Annotated in this window: 16 protein-coding genes and 1 tRNA gene; 6 read left to right on the top strand and 11 right to left on the bottom strand. The window is 40.4% G+C overall.

The genetic code is table 11. The features are described from left to right. Window position 1: 1 nt before the first annotated feature. Window positions 2-2,506: a phosphoenolpyruvate synthase gene (gene ppsA / locus HWQ39_RS27010; protein ID WP_292852124.1), complete on the bottom strand. Its 2,505-nt coding sequence runs from the start codon at window positions 2,504-2,506 to the stop codon at window positions 2-4. A gap of 191 nt (window positions 2,507-2,697) precedes the next feature. On the opposite strand from ppsA, the gene HWQ39_RS27005 reads away from it, so the two are divergent. Both HWQ39_RS27005 and HWQ39_RS27000 read left to right on the top strand, forming a co-directional pair. Beyond that, the gene (locus HWQ39_RS27005; RefSeq protein WP_292852121.1) at window positions 2,698-3,102 is read left to right on the top strand and encodes a hypothetical protein; all 405 of its coding nucleotides are present in this window, start codon (window positions 2,698-2,700) and stop codon (window positions 3,100-3,102) included. A gap of 476 nt (window positions 3,103-3,578) precedes the next feature. Beyond that, window positions 3,579-5,036: an AAA-like domain-containing protein gene (locus tag HWQ39_RS27000; RefSeq protein ID WP_292852118.1), complete on the top strand. Its 1,458-nt coding sequence runs from the start codon at window positions 3,579-3,581 to the stop codon at window positions 5,034-5,036. A 63-nt stretch (window positions 5,037-5,099) separates the two neighbouring features. Here the strand turns inward: HWQ39_RS27000 and HWQ39_RS26995 are convergent, their stop codons facing one another. Next, complete coding sequence (locus HWQ39_RS26995; protein ID WP_292852115.1) at window positions 5,100-5,738, bottom strand: ThiF family adenylyltransferase; 639 nt, start codon at window positions 5,736-5,738, stop codon at window positions 5,100-5,102. A gap of 323 nt (window positions 5,739-6,061) precedes the next feature. Further along, entirely contained in the window at window positions 6,062-6,892 is an 831-nt protein-coding gene (locus HWQ39_RS26990; RefSeq protein WP_292852112.1) for a hypothetical protein, read from the bottom strand. Window positions 6,893-7,471: 579 nt separating this feature from the next. Between HWQ39_RS26990 and HWQ39_RS26985 the strand changes: the two genes are divergently transcribed. Further along, on the top strand, window positions 7,472-8,023 hold the full coding sequence (locus tag HWQ39_RS26985; protein WP_292852109.1) for an AAA family ATPase: 552 nt from the start codon (window positions 7,472-7,474) through the stop codon (window positions 8,021-8,023). Window positions 8,024-8,067: 44 nt separating this feature from the next. Then, complete coding sequence (locus tag HWQ39_RS26980) at window positions 8,068-9,471, top strand: AAA family ATPase (protein ID WP_292852106.1); 1,404 nt, start codon at window positions 8,068-8,070, stop codon at window positions 9,469-9,471. Between the two features lie 82 nt (window positions 9,472-9,553). On the opposite strand, the gene HWQ39_RS26975 is transcribed toward HWQ39_RS26980, so the two are convergent. The 6 genes from HWQ39_RS26975 to ruvC all read right to left on the bottom strand — a co-directional run bounded on the left by HWQ39_RS26975 (window position 9,554) and on the right by ruvC (window position 14,350). Continuing rightward, window positions 9,554-10,987 (bottom strand): vWA domain-containing protein, encoded by a 1,434-nt coding sequence (locus tag HWQ39_RS26975; protein ID WP_292852103.1) that lies wholly within the window; start codon window positions 10,985-10,987, stop codon window positions 9,554-9,556. Between the two features lie 301 nt (window positions 10,988-11,288). Then, window positions 11,289-11,495 (bottom strand): hypothetical protein, encoded by a 207-nt coding sequence (locus tag HWQ39_RS26970; RefSeq protein WP_292852100.1) that lies wholly within the window; start codon window positions 11,493-11,495, stop codon window positions 11,289-11,291. 77 nt (window positions 11,496-11,572) lie between these two features. Further along, window positions 11,573-11,641: transfer RNA gene (locus HWQ39_RS26965), tRNA-Phe, on the bottom strand. Window positions 11,642-11,673: 32 nt separating this feature from the next. Further along, window positions 11,674-12,399 (bottom strand): hypothetical protein, encoded by a 726-nt coding sequence (locus HWQ39_RS26960; protein WP_292852097.1) that lies wholly within the window; start codon window positions 12,397-12,399, stop codon window positions 11,674-11,676. A 602-nt stretch (window positions 12,400-13,001) separates the two neighbouring features. Beyond that, window positions 13,002-13,202, bottom strand: a complete 201-nt coding sequence (locus HWQ39_RS26955; protein WP_179066998.1) for a hypothetical protein — start codon at window positions 13,200-13,202, stop codon at window positions 13,002-13,004. 656 nt (window positions 13,203-13,858) lie between these two features. Beyond that, a complete protein-coding gene (gene ruvC / locus HWQ39_RS26950) occupies window positions 13,859-14,350 on the bottom strand; it encodes a crossover junction endodeoxyribonuclease RuvC (protein WP_292852093.1) in 492 nt (163 codons plus the stop codon). A gap of 254 nt (window positions 14,351-14,604) precedes the next feature. Between ruvC and HWQ39_RS26945 the strand changes: the two genes are divergently transcribed. Next, on the top strand, window positions 14,605-16,017 hold the full coding sequence (locus HWQ39_RS26945; protein WP_292852090.1) for a gluconeogenesis factor YvcK family protein: 1,413 nt from the start codon (window positions 14,605-14,607) through the stop codon (window positions 16,015-16,017). Between the two features lie 14 nt (window positions 16,018-16,031). After that, window positions 16,032-16,487: a tRNA (adenosine(37)-N6)-threonylcarbamoyltransferase complex ATPase subunit type 1 TsaE gene (tsaE, locus tag HWQ39_RS26940; RefSeq protein WP_292852087.1), complete on the top strand. Its 456-nt coding sequence runs from the start codon at window positions 16,032-16,034 to the stop codon at window positions 16,485-16,487. A 1,324-nt stretch (window positions 16,488-17,811) separates the two neighbouring features. Here the strand turns inward: tsaE and HWQ39_RS26935 are convergent. Beyond that, window positions 17,812-18,987: a patatin-like phospholipase family protein gene (locus HWQ39_RS26935; protein ID WP_292852084.1), complete on the bottom strand. Its 1,176-nt coding sequence runs from the start codon at window positions 18,985-18,987 to the stop codon at window positions 17,812-17,814. Between the two features lie 491 nt (window positions 18,988-19,478). Then, a complete protein-coding gene (locus HWQ39_RS26930; RefSeq protein WP_292852081.1) occupies window positions 19,479-20,798 on the bottom strand; it encodes a dihydroorotase in 1,320 nt (439 codons plus the stop codon). Between the last annotated feature and the right edge of the window lie 385 nt (window positions 20,799-21,183).

The following is a 21,183-nucleotide window of genomic DNA, read 5'->3' as shown; positions in this document are numbered from 1 at the left end:
ATTACAAATTATTAGTACCCTCGACTTTTGCCACTTCCAGCATCGTTTTTAAAACCGAATCTGGATTCAGACTAATTGAGTCAATTCCTTGTTCCACCAAAAATTGGGCAAATTCTGGGTAATCGCTGGGTGCTTGTCCACAAATGCCGATTTTGCGGTTATGTTTTTTTGCAGCTTTTATAGCCATTTTCACCATTTCCTTGACAGCTGGACTGCGTTCATCAAACAATCTCGCTACCAACGCCGAATCTCTGTCTATCCCCAGTGTTAGCTGAGTTAAATCATTAGAACCGATCGAGAAGCCATCAAATACGTCTGCAAATTCCTCAGCCAGAATCACATTACTGGGCAACTCACACATTACATAAACTTGCAAGCCGTTAACACCTTGTTTTAAACCATTTTTTGCCATCTCTGCCAAAACCAACCGCCCTTCATCAGGAGTTCGACAAAAAGGAATCATCGGAATAACATTCGTTAAACCCATATCTTCCCGTACTCGTTTGATGGCATGACATTCTAGGGCAAAAGCTTCTCTGTAGCCTTCATCATAGTAACGTGCTGCTCCTCGCCAACCCAGCATTGGGTTTTCTTCATGGGGTTCAAATTGCCGCCCACCTAACAAGTTGGCATATTCATTACTTTTGAAATCGGATGTTCTGACAATCACAGGTTTGGGATAAAATGCCGCGGCAATTCTACCTATACCTTGGGCTAATTTATCGACAAAATATTGAGTTTTATCGTCGTAAAGTGAGGTGATTTCAGCAATTTTGGATTTGACAAATTCATCTTTTAATAATTCATAATGAATCAACGCCATTGGATGAATTTGAATTTGGTTAGCAATAATAAATTCTGTCCGCGCTAAACCTACTCCATCATTGGGAATTGCCGATAAACTTAATGCTTCTTGGGGATTACCCACATTCATTAAAATTTGAGTATGGGTGCGCGGTAAGTTCTCTAAAGCAACTTCTTCAACTTCAAAAGGTAATAAGCCTGCATAAACTTTTCCTTCTTCCCCTTCAGCGCAAGAAATTGTTACTTCTTGACCAGGTTTTAAGATTTCTGTAGCATTACCGCATCCCACGATCGCAGGTACACCCAATTCTCGCGCAATAATTGCGGCGTGGCACGTTCTGCCCCCAGAATTGGTGACAATTGCACTGGCGCGTTTCATAATTGGTTCCCAATCGGGGTCAGTTCTCTCTGTCACCAAAACTTCGCCAACTTGGAACTGCTCAAGTTTCTGAACATCTAAAATTAGGCGTACTTTCCCTTGACTAATAGCTTCCCCAATCGCACTTCCCGTAACCAGGGGGATTGGGGATTGGGAATCAGATAATGAAGAGTGGGAAGATTTTTCCCCATTCCCTATTCCCCATTCCCTATTCCTCAATAACAAACGATAACTCCGCAGCACGTTTCCTGTCTTCTGCGATTGGACGGTTTCGGGACGTGCTTGCACAATAAAAAGTTGGTTAGTAATGCCATCTTTTGCCCACTCGATATCCATTGGGGTGAAAATGCCGTGGACTTGGGAATAATGGTCTTCAATTAAACACGCCCAATTTGCTAGTTGTAAAATCTCTTCATTATTCAGGGCAAATTTACCTCTTTCGCTGGCTGAAACCGAAACATTTTTCGTAAATTTTGAGCCGTCATCATAAATCATTTTCAGTTCTTTACTGCCCAATTTTTTATCAATAATTGGACGAAAACCAGCTTTTAAAGTTGGCTTAAAAACATAATATTCATCGGGATTTACAGACCCCTGAACAACGTTTTCACCTAACCCGTAGGCAGCTGTAATTAGTGCTGCATCTTTAAATCCGGTTTCTGTATCAATAGAGAACATCACCCCAGAGGTTGCTAAGTCAGAACGCACCATTTTTTGTACGCCAACGGCAAGGGCAATGCTAAAGTGGTCAAATCCCTTGGCGTGACGATAAGAAATAGCGCGATCGGTAAATATGGAAGCAAAGCATTTATGACAAGCTGCTAAAACTCCTTCTGCACCGACAACGTTGAGGTAGGTTTCCTGCTGTCCGGCAAAACTTGCGTCGGGGAGGTCTTCTGCGGTGGCACTAGAACGGACTGCCACATCTGTCTCTGTATGGTATTGTTCACAGAGGTGATGGTATGCTATGGCGATCGCTTCCCGCAATTCTACCGGAAATGGGGTGTGGATTAATAGCGATCGCGCTTTTTTTCCCCGTTCTCGCAAATTTTTCACATCCTCAACATCTAAATCTGCAAAGAGTTTGCGTAGCTTTGCTTCTAACCCCGCTGATTGAATGAAATAACGATAAGCATAAGCAGTGGTGGCGAATCCAGTGGGAACGTTAATCCCTTTGGGTGTTAACTGTTGAATCATTTCCCCCAGTGAAGCATTTTTACCACCAACTACGGGGATGTCAGCAATGCCAACTTCATCAAACCACAAGATGAGCGATCGCTCTTGGGCAGATAGAGATAAAGTACTTGTAGATACTGTAGCCATAAATATTACCTTTTAAGTCTATACTCAACTTGTAAGTGTATAACTCGTATTATATTTTTCCCTATTCAATTTTAGATTTTTGATTCTGTCGCGTGGTTTGATATTTAGCAATGAAATACAAGGCTATAAGCAATAAAAATTAACAATTATTCAGTTTAATAACTTTATCAAAATAGCGGATGTAATACACGATGGCGCAACTAGAGCGACTCTTGAAAATGGCAGAAGATGAGCTAACTGAATACAGTACTGATGCCAGAAAAATGGAAAAACTACGCCGAAAAATAGGTTTAACAGTATCGGTAACAGAACAGCAACAAGTCAAAGAGGCATTACTCGCTACTATGAAATCTAATGTAATTACCCAAGTTGTAGAAGAACAAAGACAAGCAGTAGCTTTACCATTTTGGGGAATTGCTGGATTGGGTTTGTTATTAGGAATTTCTTTAAATCAACCCATCTGCTTATTAGCGTCTATAGCTGGGACTGTATTAGCTTACAGAATTCAGAAATGGGGTTGGAAATTGCAGGCAAATCGTTTATTATTACAAACTTTGGAAGATATTGAAACGCATATTGCCCAAACCATTAAGTAATAAACTCGATGCACTTTACAGATAAACCATTCAGGTACATTTGTATTTTAATATACTCATAATTTACTAGTTACTTGATTTATACCTCGTAATCATTTAACAATTCCTTTGGGATCACCATAGCAAAAAAAATTAGATATTGGATTGATAGCAAGCGCCACAGAAGTTAGGACGCTTAATTTTCAGTCACACTGAGTAAATCGTTACAAATAAAGTGAACTTTGCAAGTAATCAAAAATACTTGATGCAGAATTATCAGCCCCTTTCCACAGAAGCGGGAAAAAAGATAATCAATATAGTAATGTTTATTTATACCTACTTATCTAAATTTCTCTAAAGATAAATGTATATTTTTTTACTAGTTAACCAATTCTATAAGGACGGGTAAGTAACTGTTGAATAACTGTTTGAAAACATGAAACAATGAGGAGATAGCTCCGACGGTAAAGAAAAAAAGCAGATAGATAATTAGCGACATGAAGCAATCTAAAAGCACGAGAAAGCGGGGACTTGTCCTGACGATCGCTGGGTTGAAGCGTTTACAAGCGGCGATTCTGACCATAGAAAAGGTACAAAACAATGGGCGTCGCTTCACTCTAGAAGATTTAGGCGATCGCATGAATGTTTCTACCAAAACTCTAAACCGATTATGGTCGTTGAATACAGGCGTAGATCAAAAAACCCTGAAATTGTGTTTTAGTGCCTTTAACCTAGAATTACACAAAGAAGATTATGCGATCGTCAATGAACCAAATCATACCGAAAGCTATCAAGCTTTTTCCCGGAGCTTGGATACATTAGATACAAAAAAAGCCGAGGTGTCCCAGTTTTTATGCTTAGATACTTTTACTACTCAGCACTATGACCAACTAGAAAATCTTTGGTCATACCCAGATGGCCCCGTACCTCTAGATTCCCCGTTCTATGTTGAACGTCCCCCCATTGAGGAACTAGTTTATCGAGAAGTACTTCAACCTGGCTGTGTGATTCGGATTCGAGCGCCAAGAGAGATGGGTAAAAGTTCTCTTGTGCTACGGTTGTTAGCCTTTGCTCAGATGCAAGGTTATCGCCCGGTAAAAGTCAATTGCAACCAAATAGATTCTAGTTGTCTAACAAACTTAAACAAGCTTTTGCGTTCTCTGTGCTGGCAAATTGCCACAGAATTGGGCATTGATCCGAAGCTAGATGACAAATGGGATGAGGAAATAGGCTGTAAGTTGAGTTGCAGTTTATATTTGCAATCTTATTTGCTCAAGCAGAGTCACAGTCCAGTGGTTCTAGTATTAAATGAGGTTGATCGCTTTTTTGAATATCCCGAAATTGCCCAGGAGTTCTTTGGTTTGTTGCGCTCTTGGTATGAAGAAGCACGACAAGATAGTAACTTGCAGAAACTAAGGCTAGTGGTTGTTTATTCCACAGAAGTATATGTTTCTTTGGATATCAACCGCTCTCCATTTAATATTGGACTACCGATCCATCTACCAGAATTTACTAAGCAACAAGTAAAATATTTAGCCCAAAGGCACGGACTAGACTGGAACTCTAATAAGGAAGTTACCCAACTGATGTCTCTGGTTGGGGGACATCCTGCACTGATTCGGATTGCTCTGTATTATCTATGCTGTCAAGGAATCACCTTAGAAGAACTGATACAGGATGCGATCGCTAATGGCGGTATCTATCGTTATCATTTATGGCGACACTGGGCAATTTTACAAGAGAATCCCAGTTTGGTAAAGGCATATATTGAGGTTGTGAACACAAAGCAAAGTATTTCTGTGAAGCCAATTGACGCTCATAAGCTCGAAAGCTTAGGCTTGATTGCTTATGAAGGCGATCGCATCCTACCGCGTTGCGAACTCTACCGTGCTTACTTTAAAAAACAACTAGGCGTTGCTGAGTTGCAATATAAATCATTACAAAAACGTGCTTGAGAAACTCTCAGAGACTCTTTCTCTCGCTTTTTATTTTGAAGTCCCTAAGAACGTCTACATAACCTATAAAAACAAAGATTGAACAGTCAGATCCTTGAGGGTGATAGTGAAGTTACGCTGCTCTGCTGTTGCAATGAATGAGATGATTGCTTCACAAGCCACAGCAACGGTTAACATCACCAGGTTTCGTACTAAGGGATAATCACAGACATCATCATTCACCTCAGAAGGAACGCGATAAATGCCATTCCAAATCACTTCTGCATAATCAGCCGATAGTCCAGTATGAAGACAGGGAATACCTTTTTGATCGGCATAATCTTTCACTGCTTGACGTGCCAAACTATTGTCAAAAACATCAATAATTAACTGGCTGTCCTGGAGTAGTTGAGTTGTATTTGCTGATGTCAACTCCTTTGTTTTGGCATCAACTTTAGTACCAATTGATCGATATAAATTGTTCGCCAATATTTTCGCCTTAAACGCTCCCACATCAGAACGGTAGTAAGGCTGAGTCGAAAGATTCCGCTCTTCAATGCGATCGCGATCTATTACTGTCAGTTTATCAAAACCAGACCGAGCTAAGTTTTCAGCAATATTAGCTCCTAATGCTCCCGCGCCGCAAATTGTTATCGGATAATTTTTCAGCTTTGCCATCACAGCATTGCTGCGGTAAAGCTGTTCGTGAAAAAAGATACTCATAACATTTTGGATTTTAGATTGTGTACTCGGTATTAAATCTGTTTTACTCCTGTTAGCACAGCGGGGCGCATAGGTGTCAACTTAAGCTGGAAATAGCTTATCTGTTGACTTCCATGCCCGCCCGGAAATAAATTTTCGGGCTAGTAGCTTAAGTCTACTGAAGTAGACTGGAGATTTTTGGCAATATTTAGTCATCTTCAGATGACTTTAGTTATGAGACGGGAATTTCAATTCCCGGCGGACGAGCGGTTTCACGTTAAGTTGACACCAATGAGCAGGGCGTAGCCCATTCTGACTCCTGAATTCTGAATTTTCTAATATCACTACTCTTGTTGTTCCATCACACCTACTAAGGATTGCAAGTCAAAATCGCGATCGCGTCCACTTAGGCAAATGCCAGAACTGACAACAGTCAAGTCTGTTTTTGCGATCGCACTACTGTGGCGAACACCATCAGCCGTTGTCCAATCGACTGTCCAGTAATCGCCGCGATCGTGGAACTGCTTTAATTCACCGCCGCCGATCTGCAATGCCTTTCTCAGTCGTTTTTCATCCTGTTGGGGTTGACTAAAACCCTCAATGCGCCGAGTTGCTAATTCATACACTGTGCGGATTTCTGGAGTGATGCCCTTAAACTGTAATTCCTCAGCCGGAGTGAGTTGCTTGAGGGCAGATTGCAGAGTTTCAGAAATTGCCGGATCGGTACGGCGATCAACTTCCTCAAACCAGCATGACTGCCCATTCCACCGGGCAATAATTTGCTCAAAGGTAACACCCTCGGTTACTAGATGCACTGCGATCGGCTTCACCACCTTTAACCGTTGACGCATATCTGCTTCATTCACAGGGTATGCCAACCAAGTTTGTCCCCGCAGTTGATGTACTAACCGCAGTCGTATTTGGGGAAAGTGTTGCAGATATTCTGCAATCTGGGGTAAATCTGCTTCTTCTACAACCGTTGCTGTCTTCTGATCCACAGCCTGAAATATTCCCCAACCCTCAAATTTACTAGGCTTTGGCGTAAAGGTACAGATTATCCCAGCTACCCGTGTGCGAACCCGTCCACCTTTGACACAGGGCGCGAGGAATTGGGTGGTATATAACTGTGCTTCTGCGATCGCAATTTGGTTGATTAGCTTACGGATGTTAGTCATAACTAATACCAATTTTCAAAAATAAGGTTACAGATGCAACCCGATAAAATCTGACTTTCTTAATTACGAATTAATATAATTCCTGCGTGCAAGTTGGTGGAGCATTGCGTGTTCTCAGTTACTAGAGGGACTCCGCTGGTGAGTTGTTACACACTCTTTAAAAGATGGCTACTTTTAAGCCAACTTCCCAGGTTCTTCGCACTCCCCGTTCACACACGCCCACTGTATTTGACAGTGTTACTTTTCCTCTCGTACTAGTATGTAGGCTCCAAGAGTTGGGGCACGCAGGATATTTGTATAATACAATATACTACATTGATTTAAACAGATGAAATCAGAGATTTTGGAGTAGAGCGATCGCTGCGACTTCATACGCCTTCTTCATGTTGCTTGCTTATCAGTATCATAATCTTGGTTGAGCAATCATATAATTTATGTAGCACAAGCTACGATGACTACATTTATAAAGCCAGATTACATGCGTAATATTTATGGTATTTTTCTTTAGGTACACCTGTACTTATTATTTAGTTTAGATTAAACTAGTTCTGTGGTGTTTTATTGAGGATTAAAACCCTAATGAAAGTTAGTAGTTTAGAAATTAAAAATGTAAAGAGTTTTAAGGAAACAACAATACTTGACTTTGATACCAAATTCAATATATTAGTCGGGCCTAATGGTGGTGGGGAAAGTAATCTTTTAGACATTGTAAATATAATTTTACGAAATTTCTTCTTGATTACTTATAGAATAACTTCTGGTAACGATGGGCATAATTATTTTGAAGATATTCAACAGCATTCACCATTTCAGCAAATAAATGTAGCCTTAGAGAAGTTTATAGGAGATGCTTCAGATTCAGATATAAAATTAAAATTAGAAATCGAGAATCAAGATATTAATAATATTATACTTTTAAAACAATATAAGGAAGATATAAAGACAGCTTTATCTTCTTATCGAGGAAATTGGTTAAATCAAGTAAATGAAATCGAACAATGGGATTTAAGTTCTATTTCTCCAGGACACGAAGTTACATATCATATTAGAAATAATACGATTGAAGGTCTAAATCCCGGACTACAGAGTATGTTTTTTATAGATTTTTGTATTTATTTCAACTCTTTTTGATAGGTGCAAAAAAAGTTAATAATATAAAATTGAGTCCTAGATATGTGTACTTTTCACCATATAGAGGAGAAACCCAGCTAAATCTTCAAGCTAGCCTGTCAAGCGAAAATTACTATGATTTACTAGCAAATTATTCTAGTACAACATCCAAGACTTCAACCTCTTTAATGAAGCTTTCATCACTTTATTTTGCTGAAAAAAAAAGATTATATGAGAATTCTGCACTAAATCAAGGTTATCAGGATAAGTGGAATAATGATGAGGAAGTTAAACTGGTAACAAAGTATTTAAGTAAACTAGGTTATTCGTGGGATCTAAAACTTAAAGATGCAAACAAAAATATTTATGAGATTACTTTAAGTAAGGAGGGAAAAACTTTTGATATAACACAAGCCAGTTCAGGTGAAAAGGAAATCCTAAATTTTCTATTAGGTATTTTCGCATTCAATATAAAAGATGGTTTAGTTATTGTTGATGAGCCAGAAGTGCATTTACATCCTAGATGGCAATCAATTCTAATTGAGCTATTCTTCGATTTAGCTAATACTACAGGAAATCAATTTATATTATCAACTCATTCTGCTGTATTTATTAATCAAAAAACTATTTCAAATATTATAAGAGTTTATAAATCGAATGACAAAAGTATAATTGCAACTATTAATAGAGAGAATTTGCTTGTTAGCAAGGATTTGTTACATATAATTAATAGCCACAATAATGAAAAAATATTTTTTGCCGATAAGGTAGTACTTGTCGAAGGAGTTACAGATAGACTTTTCTTTGAAAAGCTGATTAATCTTTATCAATTATTATTTATAGAAACCCCTGAAGTTATAGAAGTCCTAGAAGTTTATGGAAAAGAGAATTTAGAGAAATATAGAAATTTTTTAGAAGCTTTTTCTGTTCCTAATTTTATAGTTGCTGATTTTGACTACCTTCAAAACATCGGCAATGAAAATATCAAAAATCTTTTTGTTGTTGATCATTTAAAAATAGACCAGCAAGTAATCAAACACAAGAAGAGTACAGATGGTCAGACCCTCTCTCAACAGTTAGACAAAGCTATTAATAACAAAGATATAGAATCATTAAAAATTCTTTATGACTATATAAAATCAAGAAAAAGAAAACTTAAGGATAATCGTAAGCATGAAGAAAATATTTTTATTGAACAGTTTCTTAGCCAAAAAGAAAGTGAACGTATATTCATTCTAAGGGATGGGGAAATAGAAGATTATTTACCAAATGGACATAAAACGCTTGAAGGACTTATCAATCTTCTAAAAGATAAAGGCTATTTAAATTTTATAGTTGATCCAAATTATAGTAAGCAAAGACAAGAACTTACCAAAATTATCTTTTCTGTTCTTAGAATTGCATCCAAACCAGATCAAGAGATCATTCTTTCTTTGAAAAAGTATCAACTTGAGGATACCAGAGAATAAACCAGATTGTGAGGAAAAGTTTTTGTATACTAAGTTTCTGAGTGCGGTAAGCATTACTAACGCACTCAGAAAGATATTAATCTTACTTATCCTCTCTTACAGGCAACGGCATATCCAGAATCTCCATCAGCAAATCCAGACGAGAGGGGCGCGTCAGGAGTGGGACGATGTTCGGCAAACTGTAGTAGTCACCCGCGAAAGTGAACGTATCTACAGGTGCTTGTTGCTGCTTCAGCTGACTCTCTACCCAGTTGTAATGAGTACCCACACGGACAATCACCACATTGGGCATTATCGCCAACTCCCGGCAGTAGTTCTTGTAGACTTCACCGAAGTAAGGAGCCGCATTTTCGCCCTCATCCGTCACCAAGATGATTTGGTCAACCACCTGCTTTTTCCGCCGCATTGCTTCCAATGCACAACCGATACTAGTACCACCACCTGCATTAATGTGCTGGAAAGCACGCTCCCAATCGGTCAACTCCTTGCCTTTTGCTGTAACAGGATAGGGAATTGTGTCAAAGGCGTAGACAAACAGTTCTGCCTGAGTGATACCAGAGATTAGGGCAGCGAGTTGCAAACCCGTCGCGATCGCATTTTCCATTGAGCCAGACTTATCCACCAGTAAAGCAGTTGGACGAGCGATCGCACCACGCCGTTTCACCTGTTCGTTTGTCACCTTTTCCAGTTGGGCAACGGTGTCTGCGTCAAAATCTCCTGCGTCTGTGGCAATTTGTGCTTTGAATGCTGAGACACGCCCACTCTTAGAAGCTGCTTCCAGCTTGGAGTCAATCAGCTTCTTGACTTGTGGGTGATCCATTGCACCTCTAGTCTGAAGCGATTTGAGGTTATTGATCGCTTCTTGAGGAGACATGCTATTGATCAACGCCACCAATACAACAGGTGTAAGTTGCTTGATCGCACCAATTGCGATCGTGTAAGGAATGTTGAACTCCACAATTAGCCGTGCCTGTTCTGCCGCACTTTCAGCCTTAGCAAGCTGCTTCAGCACATTGGCTAAGGAACCCTCTGGAGGAGTATCGCCAAACAGAATCGCATTTGCCCGTTCATTTGGCTTGATGTGCAGTGAAGCATATAAGTGCTTCATTGCCTTACGACCTCGTAGCGCAGCGCGATCGAATAGAGCCGGATTGCTCTCCCGTACCTTTAAATAGCGCCGCACCGCAGTGCGAGCCGAACGAGGTAATTTATTCTGCTGTTGCTTCATGAAGTCAACTACACGAGCCACCTGATAGGGTGGAAACTCTTGGAGCATCATAAATCCAGCATCTCGATGTTCAGTCAAATTGCTGGTTAACAAATGAGCAACAAACACTTCCTTGTGGTCGCGGACATCACCATGACGCTGATACCAAACTGCCAGGTGTCCGTAAAAGATGGGATCGAGTTCAATAATTAACTGATGAATTTCTGCGACTTGCTCAAGTTTACGGTGAGGAGTTGTCAGCAAACTGTTGAGCATTTCCAAACGCAGGTCACGTTCTGCGGTATTCATTATGAACCTCCTCTAAGAATTTTGGATTTTAGATTTTGGATTTTAGATTGCAACCTAAAATCCAAAATTGCAGGAGGCAGATGTTGCACGCGGGGCGATAAAGTCACCGCGCAAGTTGTGGAAGCATTGGATATAACTTATGCAGAGTTATGTAAGCTTCCACGATCGGGGCGCGGCAACAACTGCCAAGTAAAAGGGACTGGGGATTAGGGATTGGGGACTGGGTAATGAGCGGAAAATTATCGAATTTGCTCTTACTCCCTAAAAGTAGTAGCTGCGTATGCTGCCATCATATCTGCCGCTATTGCGACAGCACTTTTTGAAAGCAGTGGCCAGAACCGCAAGGACAAAGGTCATTGTTACCAAGCTTTTCTTGCAATTCCTTGTTGCCATGAACAAAGCGATAGCCACGTTTTACAGCTTTTTCAGATGGGTAGCCACGACGACGTTTACTTGATAGTTCAAAAGCAGAAATCGTCGAAATCTTCAGGCTCGATGTTGAAATCATTAATCTTCTTCATCGTTCTCACCTCCATATTGAAATGAAATAAGATCACCTCATGCAAGTCAAAAAAGCTGTTGATTCACACACGGGATTTGAACCCGTAGTTGCTTGAGCTTTATTCAAGTGCCTTACCATTCGGCTAGTATGTAAGCTTTTTCAGTTAGGGCACGAGGTGAGAATTTTAGTTTTGAGAAAGTTGATTTAAAATAACTCGAATTTCCTTTTTATTACACTGCTTTTTCCTAACAGCGTAAATTATTTGACCTCTAGAGATTGCAGCAGAACGATGAATTATTCCTTTGACAACATCCGTTACATAATGAGTTGGTGGTGAGGGAAAATCTTCAAAGGTAATTAAATACCAAATCTCGTTTAGTTTGTGGTATTGATGATAATTATCAATGATAACAATATCGGTTTGTTCCTGTTTTTTATTCTGCTTTCGAGGTATTTTCTCGGCTGCACAAAGAATTCCGGTTTCAGGATGGATATAGAAGCGATCGCGATGGTTTGTATCTAGCTGACTTCGATATCCTCGATAAGGCTTGCTATAAAAACCACCATCAATTATTTCTACATACCGTTCAACATAGTCCCACACATGATCGATAACATGCCGTCCGGCCATAGTATTGGGATCTAATCGTTGACATAGCTGGCTGTAAACGTCATTCCAAGGCTGTCCGACTTGCGAGCGCAAAAACCGACGCAGGGGGCCGAGATGGTCTGAAAGATACTTGGATTTATTTATTGGTTTAATCAGGTAGGGATTCAACAATCCATCCTGAATTGCGTCCTGAGTGATTTTGTATAATTGCTTCTTAAAGCCAGTCACTTTTTTGAGGCTAATTCTTCTCCCACCGCGAGGACGCTCAATCACAATCTCGCTCAAACGATGTTCGCTCATATCTCACGTTGTTTAAATGCAGTTGTACTAATTGAGTTGTGATTAAACATGAGTTAGCTAACATCATTGAACTCACCTCTGTATTGAGTAAAGGTTATAGATAAATATGATTTGAAGAGGAATGCAGAATTCAGAATTCCGAATAAAAATATTAGACAATCACACAAAATTAAATTCTGTTAACGGATAGCTAAGGTTTAGCCCATTCTGGCTCCTGACTCCTGAATTCTGTTTTGTTAAATAGTTTAAATTCCGCACAAGTTAGCAAAGCAGTTTTCACAATTGCCTATACCAATTTGGCTACGCTCCCATGAAAGGGAGCGACAGGATTTGAACCTGCGATCCGTTGCCGGATAGTGTGTGTAGGCTTTACAAGTTAGGGCGCAGAATTGAGTTTTAATCATTCCGTACAAGTTCAAGAAGCTTTTTACAGCTACGGCCGCTCTTACCAACTATTGGCAGTGGAGTGGGCACGCACACTAAATCTGCGAGAGACTTAGAAATCATGCTTCGCTTATTCGATCGCTCGAATTTTGCTACCTTAGGGCCGTTATGAATGTGTATGTATGCTTCTTCTGTCGGGGCACGGAAGACTAAATACTTTAACCATAGACAGCTTCAGGGCGGATAATCAAATCACCACTGGGGCGGCGATCGATTATGTAAGCAGAAAGGCGATCGCTATTCACATCTAAATGGCGAGCAACCCGCTCTTTCACTGCCACATCATTCATCCCTGCTGCAATTCCTAATTGTGTCTCTGGCAGATCAACAGAACGTCCTTCAAATCGAATATGAACCATTGCAATCACCTCTTTTTAATCACGAATTTGTATTAGTGGATCTGATCGGGATTGAACCGATACCCTCCCTGTGAGAGTTACACTCACACCTCGCGCAAGTCGAAAAAGCTGTGGTGACACACGCAGGAATCGCACCTGCAACTTATCGTTTTAGAGACGATAGCTCTACTATTGAGCTAGTATGTAAGCTTTTTCTGTCAGGGCACAAGTGACATCCGGGATCTCTACCGTTAGAGCTACAGACCCAAGTTTGAATAACACCGATGTACTCAACTTCAATTGAAGTAGTGTCTAGTGGAGCCGTCGGGAATTGTAGGCTTTGCCTTCCCGTAGGGTACCCGAATCCTGCAACCGTCCGTTTGTTGGTTTCGGAGCAGTCGAACCCCAATCGCGGCCCCAAAAGTAGGCACTATCGAAAGAAGTTGCGAAACTAATCCCCAAAAAGTAGCATCTATGCAATTGTCACAGTTCCAAGAGGTTTTAGTTTTGCCTTTGAGGAGGCTTTGATGTTTATACTACATTTGTAATACAAAACTTACATAATGTCAAGAGGATACTACAAATTTTTTAGTAGGACTTACACACAAGCATGAGTACTAGATTCAGGTAATCGCACTTTTGTCAAGAGTGTGCAAAAATTTATTTTCGTTTTACATCTACAACTGATACGAAGCCGTCAAAGCCACCGCTAAAGCATCAGCAGCATCATCCGGCTTAGGAATCTCATCTAAATCCAACTCCCGCGCCACCGCTTCTTGCACTTCCGATTTATCGGCATTGCCATAGCCTGTTAAAGCTTGTTTAATTTGAGCAGGAGTAAACTCTACGTAGGGAAGACGACGCTGCCCCAACACTAAAATAACTATACCCCGCGCCTGTGCAACCAGGATTGTACTTGACATCCGATAGAAGAATAGTTTCTCGATCGCAACCAAATCTGGTTGAAATTCTTCCATCACGGTGTGTAAGTCATCGAATAAGGTACATAGCCGCTGTCCCATTTCTACATCTGCTGACGTTTTAATTACTCCAAAATCCAGCATATTTACTGTAGTCTCTGGTATTTTGTTGGGATTTTGTGTACAGCTAATTGCCCCAAATCCTAAAATTGCCAATCCTGGATCTAATCCTAAAATTCGTTTTTCCATTAAATTCACTTTTACCAAGCCAGGATATTTTTTACAGTACTTTTCAAGTAATTAAACTACACCACTTTTTACTTCGTCTCTCAGTTAGGGTCTAAATACCTGAAAAATGTTCTCATTAGGAATACTGACAATCTTGACCACTTATTCTTAGTCTAATGGGATTGACAAATATAATAGTTTCACGCCTATGGTTTTAAACCAAGTGGTGTACGTTTTCTGTTAATTATTGTTTGTAGCACTGCTCCGAATCAGGTATGTCAATTGGTTTTCTGAGACAAGCCCTCAACGCCCTGCAAAAGCAGTCGCGCTCTCGTACTTCCTATCGGGTTAACCAGTGGTTCAAATGGTTATCCCCTGGACTATCGGTAAAACGTTGGTTGTTGATTAGTGTTGGGGGTGTACTGCTGGCAAGTTTGGGGTTAGCTATCTGGATTAAGCTGACCCCAATTTTTTTGATGATTGAGTTGATTAGGAATTTCCTGGGAGTAATCACCAACCTCTTACCCAACTATATCAGCGGCCCTTTGGTGTTGCTCGGCGGTTTGCTGTTAGTGCTTTGGGGGCAAACTCGCACCGTAAGCTCAATTACTAAGGTACTGAGAGCAGAAGGGGGAGAAGAACTTATCGATGTCTTGCTGGCACATCATCGATTGTACCGAGGCCCGAAAATAGTGGTAATTGGTGGTGGTACGGGACTTTCTACGTTGTTGAGAGGGTTGAAAACCTACAGCGCTAATATTACTGCAATTGTCACTGTCGCCGATGATGGTGGATCTTCTGGACGGTTGCGCCAAGAATTTGGAGTGCTACCACCGGGGGATATTCGCAATTGTTTGGCTGCACTAGCCGATGAAGAAAAGTTATTAACAGAATTGTTTCAATACCGTTTTCGGGCTGGAGATGGGTTAACAGGTCACAGTTTTGGCAATTTGTTTTTAACGGCTATGAGTGATATTACGGGAGATTTAGAACAAGCAGTTGCAGCTAGTTCTAAAGTGCTAGCAGTGCGGGGACAAGTACTACCAGCAACTCTCAGTGATGTTCGCCTCTGGGCAGAATTAGCCGATGGCCGCCGTATTGATGGGGAGTCTAGCATTCCCAAAGCTGGGGGTAAAATTGTCAAAATTGGCTGTATTCCGGCTAATCCTCCGGCAGTGCCAGCAGCGATTAAGGCACTTAAAGAAGCTGATTACATTATTATTGGCCCAGGTAGCCTTTATACAAGTTTGATTCCTAATTTATTAGTACCAGAAATTGCCGATGCGATCGCTCAAACAGATGCCCCCCGTATTTATATCTGCAATATAATGACTCAACCAGGAGAAACTGAAGGTTACACTGTTGCCGACCACATCAGAGCAATTGATGCTGCTTGTGGGGAAAGACGGCTATTCGACGCTGTACTAATACACAAAAAATCCCCCTCAGAGCAATCACTCATTCGTTACGCCCAACAAAACTCCCATCCCGTTTTTCTAGATAGAGAAGTCGTAACTCAGCTAGGGCGAAGAATTGTTCCAGCTAATGTTTTATATGAAGATGAAACAGGTTTTGTACGTCACAATCCGCAGAAACTAGCACGAGTGTTATTACGGTGGTACGGTAGAGGACAACCTCTTCGGGGAATTCAAAATTCAAAATTCAAAATTAAGGAAGATGACCAATGACTAATGACTAAATTATGAAAGTTTTTCTTGCAGATGCAGAAGCGACGTTAAGCTTAGGTATTACTCTTGGTAAATCCCTGACCCCTGGCAGTGTAATTTTACTAAAAGGTGATTTAGGGGCTGGTAAAACGACTCTAGTTCAAGGTATTGGCAAAGGTTTGGGAATCGTTGAACCTATTGTCAGTCCCACTTTCACACTGATTAATGAGTACACAGAAGGACGCCTCCCTCTTTACCACCTGGATTTATATCGCTTAGAACCACAAGAAGTTGTAGCCTTGAATTTAGAAAGTTACTGGGAAGGTGTTGAATTTATACTAGGAATTGTGGCAATTGAATGGGCTGAACGATTACCCTACAAGCCAGATAGTTATCTGAGTGTGAGTTTGACCTATAGAGATGGGGGTACTCGTCAAGTCGAACTTGTACCATTCAATTATGATATTAGCAAAGTCATTACTGTGATTTAAGCTTATAGCGGTTCTATTCACGTGAGGTACACCCGTAGGGGCAATTCATGTAGACGCAAAGCGGCTTCCTACAGGGTACATTGGTGTCAACTTAACGTAAAAGCTAGTTCTAGACTTGCTTTTAGATTGCCTCGTTCCCAGTCTTCGACTGGGAATGCTCGTCTTTGAGGCTCCGCCTCTCGTACTTGCGGCAGAGCCGCTTTTGAGTTGCATTTACCGACTCTGGCTGGAAACGAGGTTTTAGAGGAGTTTCAGCTTAAGTTGACACCAATGGCGAGACGCCCACCCCACAGGAGTTAATTGGATATTTTTTTATTTGGAAGTCCCTTATAAAAAATTTATGCAAATAGTCGAGAGTGAAATTTACACTCCTCCTATCTGCCACTACCACGTTCACCACTGTAAGTTACTAACATTGTTATCTCAACTAAAAAATCTCAAATTGACTTTTCTTCAATCGAAAATTGGCACTCAGCAAAACTGACGCCAGTTACTATAAGTTTGGAAAAGTTTATAACGCACTGGCTCTTTTTCAAAAGGGAGACTACTTTTCCCTTCATAAGCTTAAAAAGGGAGTCAATTTAGGCTGAAGTATCTTATCCGAATAGTATTGAACCTACAGGATTCTTAACTGAACGAGATATATATTCAGGATTTGGCATCTAATAGCTTTATTGCTGTAATAAGCAGTTCAAAGCTGATTTAAATGGGTGTACGAATCAAGCAAGCGTAAATAAACTGTTGTTGGGATAAATGAGAGTTTTTACAGAATTTAGTCAGTTTTGTTGAATCAGATTAGTTCCTGACTGTCATTACAAGAAGTAATCTGAATTCATTTAGCAACGAAATTTAGTAGAGAAAAATTAGACAATAATCAAGTTCTGTATACATCGCTTAAATTTCCTTACACTTAGTATTCCCAAGTTAAGTTCACAATCTATACATAAAAGAGACTAATTTTTAATTTTTTAAATTATTTTTAATACTTATAACTAGCAGGAAATTATTATATTTACATCTGTAATTAGCACTGATGTTAAGAAAATATTAACTAAAACATCTCGTATTTCTACGATAATTTCTGTAGAAATACGAGATGTTTTATCCTAAATTAGTTGAGGTTAATATACCTACGTGGATGCACTGTAGTCTGTCAAGTTGAAATTATTGATAGTCAACAAATTTGTAGTAATGACTTTACTATGAAACCTCAAAGCCAGCTTGACAAAGTACTAGTACAACACTGCGTAATAAACCACCCATTTAAAATAGCCAGAAAGCTTACAAAATAAGCATTCTTTCTTTTTACTTTTGCCTTTTTGTACTAGTTATCTCTAATGAAAGAGGCGATCGCCTTTTTGATCGGCGAACCAGAGTCGTCTCTGGTATAGTACGTAAGACCTCGATCGATGAATGCAGAGGTAGTATCTATTAACTGCTGAAGAATCTCGGAATTAGTATTATCTATTTCTTCAGTTACTTTTTCTCCTGTAAATCGGTTTGTTCGATCTTCTGGAGGTAATACAATACGAGGATCTCTATAAGTCTCTTTTGGCTTAGGTTTAAATGTCTCATTTAAATCAAACTGAAGACGTAAGTAACGTTTAGAATCATATCCACCCATAATTTGTCGGCAAATCGTACTACCAATCTCAGATGTAGGTTCCATAAAGATGTTAGTAAGATTTTTTACCCAGTTTAAACCTCTCCAGTTTTTTATTTGTTCATATTGATATGGTTCACCAGTTTGACCTGTGCCAATAGAAAGGATAGAAATATCTTCCAATCGGAGATTATACAGTTTATATTGTTCCTTGATTTCTTGAGAGACTGAAGACTGACTTACCCTCATAACTAGACTCAAAGCTGCCAGAGAAGGGTTATTAGCAGAAACTCCTCCGTCAATGTGTGGGAATTCCCAATTACCAAATTTTTGTTTATCTACAGGTTCTAATTTGTATGGTGGGAAAAAAGTAGGCGCTGATGCAGAAGCGGTACATATTTCCCATAAATAACAGTCGTCGTACCATCGATCTCCTAAGTCGGGATGACAATTTGTAAAAAAGGTTGTGTTGCGATATAGGGTATCGTAAGCAAGAATCAAGATAATGGGTTTTTCAATATCCTTGATTCTTTTATAATTATATGCATCTTTGAGGACTTTAGTAATTCCATCATGAGAATATTTCGATGCTGAAAAGACCTCAAGAATTGATCTGATGATAGATGGAAAGTTTTTATAGCGCTCTTTTCTATCCGGTGGGAATATATCTTTACCCCGATCTCTATACAGTTGAATTAGTTCATCACTCGTCTTTCCGACAGCAATTCCTCCTGTTAGTATTGAACCAGTAGAAGTGCCAGCAATCAGGTCAAAATATTCGTGTAAAAACTCTCCTTTACCCTGATTTCTAATTTCTTGCTCTACTTGTTGAAGGATTCGTGCTGCAACGATTCCACGAACACCACCGCCGTCTAAACTCAAAATTCTGAAGGACATAGCAATTCTCCTTGATTATTTTTATGGTTATGTTTCCGAGCATAGTTTCTGGGAAATACATTACCTGGATTAAATGAGATTAATTGCAATACAATCTCATTTTGTTTACTTCTATCCGACTGAAAGAATACCTAAGCTTTTTTACGAACCGCCAACTCTTACGAGAGGCTGACGCCAACGCGCAGCGTCTCGTAAGAGTTGGACGCCAAGCAAGGGAAAGAAAAATAGGTAATCTTAAATAGTGGAAAGAGAGTAATTATTGAAGATTTGACTTGAAACACTTAGTTTCAAGTTGCAATTTTTGATATAGGGACAAGTCAATACCCTTTGGTTAAAAGGGTAAAGGGGGAAAAACAAGGATTTTCGCCTTTTGGTTTTAACCAAACCACATTGGTTTAGTCTTGACTCTGGATAGATGAAAATCTTGCCAGTTCAAGTATGACTTTGATGTAAAATTATTTGTATACTACGTAAGGTTAAATAAATATTTGCTATAAGAAAGTTAAAGCTTGACCCCGCACTTGCGTATTTACCTGGCCTTTGTCATAAACTATTTCACCGCCGACAATGGTGGTTTTAGCCCAACCGATAAGGTTCCAGCCTTCAAAAGGACTCCAATGGCATTTGGTTAAAAGTTCTTCGCGCCGCACTGGGTGATATGTGTTTAAATCTACAAGTACTAAATCGGCATCATAACCAGGTGCGATCGCTCCCTTATTAGGAATACCATAAGCCACAGCTACAGCTTTAGACATCCAGTTCACAACTTGGGCTACAGTACACTTTCCTTGCATCGCCGCAGTTAACATCAAAGCGAGGGAAGTTTCTACCCCAGGCATTCCCGAAGGAGTATTAGGATATTCTTGGGCTTTTTCTTCTAAGGTATGCGGTGCGTGATCTGTGGCGATGAAATCAATCACACCATCGCGCAAAGCTTGCCAGAGAACTTCGTTATCGTGGGGCGATCGCAAAGGTGGATTCATCTGTGCTAATGTACCAATCTCCTTATAAGCGCTAGTATTCAACAACAAATGTTGTGGTGTTACCTCTGCTGTCACCCAGCTTGGTTTCTCCTGACGCAGTAAATCTGCTTCCAGCGCCGTTGACAAATGGAGAATATGCAGCCGACGTTGATATTTTTGAGAAAGTTTTAATGCTAGTTGGGTTGCCAGCAAGGCCGCTCGATCGTCTTGAATTTGCGAGTGAACGGCTGGATCGTGAATATTGGCAAATTCTTGGCGGCGTTGGTTAATTCTAGCTTGGTCTTCGGCATGAACAGCAATTAAGCGATCGCCTTTCGCAAATATCGCCTCTAATGTTGTTTCACCATCAATTAGCAATTGACCGTGCATCGACCCCATAAAAACCTTAATTCCCGGTGTTGGCTTTGCTAAAAGCAAATCTGGTAGATTCTCTGCTGTTGCCCCAATAAAAAAGCCATAATTAACCAAGGACTTATGTGAGGCACGTTCTAGCTTGTCGTCTAAAGCCTGCTGTGTGGTTGTCAGAGGGCGCGTATTGGGCATTTCCAAAAAGGAAGTAACTCCCCCTTTCGCACAGGCACAACTGGCGGTAAATAAATCTTCCTTGTGTTCTAGTCCAGGTTCCCGGAAATGTACCTGCGGATCGATAACTCCTGGCAACAAAGTTAAGCCTTCTGCGTCAACTTCAGTGACTAGTGTCGTTTGGGGTATTTCTGGCGCAACTTCGACTATTTGGCGATCGCGCGTCAACACATCCCCAACCATCAGTTCACCATTGGGTAAGATGATGCGAGCGCGGCGAATTAGTAAACTTTTTGGAGATGACATAGTGATAACCAAGTTTAGACAGGAGGCTATGTATTACAGAGAACCATGCTTTTAGGTTAAACTTATTCGCGATCGCAGTCACAAATTTTTGCCGCGCTTTAAAAAAAGTTTATTTTTAACAAGAAAGGCAGCAAGGGTTTAATTCCACCACAAAATCTCCCATTTAGTGGGCTGTAATTAGATTTAGATAGGGTTGAAAAGAGGCAAGGGAGTAGGGAGCAGGGGGTAAGGGGAGAAGGAACACAAAGGAAGATTCGACCCCACCTGTTGCGCTAGGTTCCCGAAAGGTACGAGAACTACTTAACTCTGATTGGGGCTTCATTCCAACGCAGGCAGTCAGGGGTCATTTCCCCCTGCCCTCTGCTCCCTACCTCCTACCTCCTTC

This window comes from Nostoc sp. NMS8 (assembly GCF_017115045.1).
Lineage (GTDB): Bacteria > Cyanobacteriota > Cyanobacteriia > Cyanobacteriales > Nostocaceae > Nostoc.
This window is presented reverse-complemented; position numbering and strand designations above follow the sequence as displayed.

Bases quoted from the DNA above. Each gene is read 5' to 3' on its own strand.
- ppsA (WP_292852124.1), bottom strand. From the start codon at position 2,506: ATGGCTACAGTATCTACAAGTACTTTATCTCTATCTGCCCAAGAGCGA.
- HWQ39_RS27005 (WP_292852121.1), top strand. From the start codon at position 2,698: ATGGCGCAACTAGAGCGACTCTTGAAAATGGCAGAAGATGAGCTAACT.
- HWQ39_RS27000 (WP_292852118.1), top strand. From the start codon at position 3,579: ATGAAGCAATCTAAAAGCACGAGAAAGCGGGGACTTGTCCTGACGATC.
- HWQ39_RS26995 (WP_292852115.1), bottom strand. From the start codon at position 5,738: ATGAGTATCTTTTTTCACGAACAGCTTTACCGCAGCAATGCTGTGATG.
- HWQ39_RS26990 (WP_292852112.1), bottom strand. From the start codon at position 6,892: ATGACTAACATCCGTAAGCTAATCAACCAAATTGCGATCGCAGAAGCA.
- HWQ39_RS26985 (WP_292852109.1), top strand. From the start codon at position 7,472: ATGAAAGTTAGTAGTTTAGAAATTAAAAATGTAAAGAGTTTTAAGGAA.
- HWQ39_RS26975 (WP_292852103.1), bottom strand. From the start codon at position 10,987: ATGAATACCGCAGAACGTGACCTGCGTTTGGAAATGCTCAACAGTTTG.
- HWQ39_RS26970 (WP_292852100.1), bottom strand. From the start codon at position 11,495: ATGATTTCAACATCGAGCCTGAAGATTTCGACGATTTCTGCTTTTGAA.
- HWQ39_RS26960 (WP_292852097.1), bottom strand. From the start codon at position 12,399: ATGAGCGAACATCGTTTGAGCGAGATTGTGATTGAGCGTCCTCGCGGT.
- HWQ39_RS26955 (WP_179066998.1), bottom strand. From the start codon at position 13,202: ATGGTTCATATTCGATTTGAAGGACGTTCTGTTGATCTGCCAGAGACA.
- ruvC (WP_292852093.1), bottom strand. From the start codon at position 14,350: ATGGAAAAACGAATTTTAGGATTAGATCCAGGATTGGCAATTTTAGGA.
- HWQ39_RS26945 (WP_292852090.1), top strand. From the start codon at position 14,605: ATGTCAATTGGTTTTCTGAGACAAGCCCTCAACGCCCTGCAAAAGCAG.
- tsaE (WP_292852087.1), top strand. From the start codon at position 16,032: ATGAAAGTTTTTCTTGCAGATGCAGAAGCGACGTTAAGCTTAGGTATT.
- HWQ39_RS26935 (WP_292852084.1), bottom strand. From the start codon at position 18,987: ATGTCCTTCAGAATTTTGAGTTTAGACGGCGGTGGTGTTCGTGGAATC.
- HWQ39_RS26930 (WP_292852081.1), bottom strand. From the start codon at position 20,798: ATGTCATCTCCAAAAAGTTTACTAATTCGCCGCGCTCGCATCATCTTA.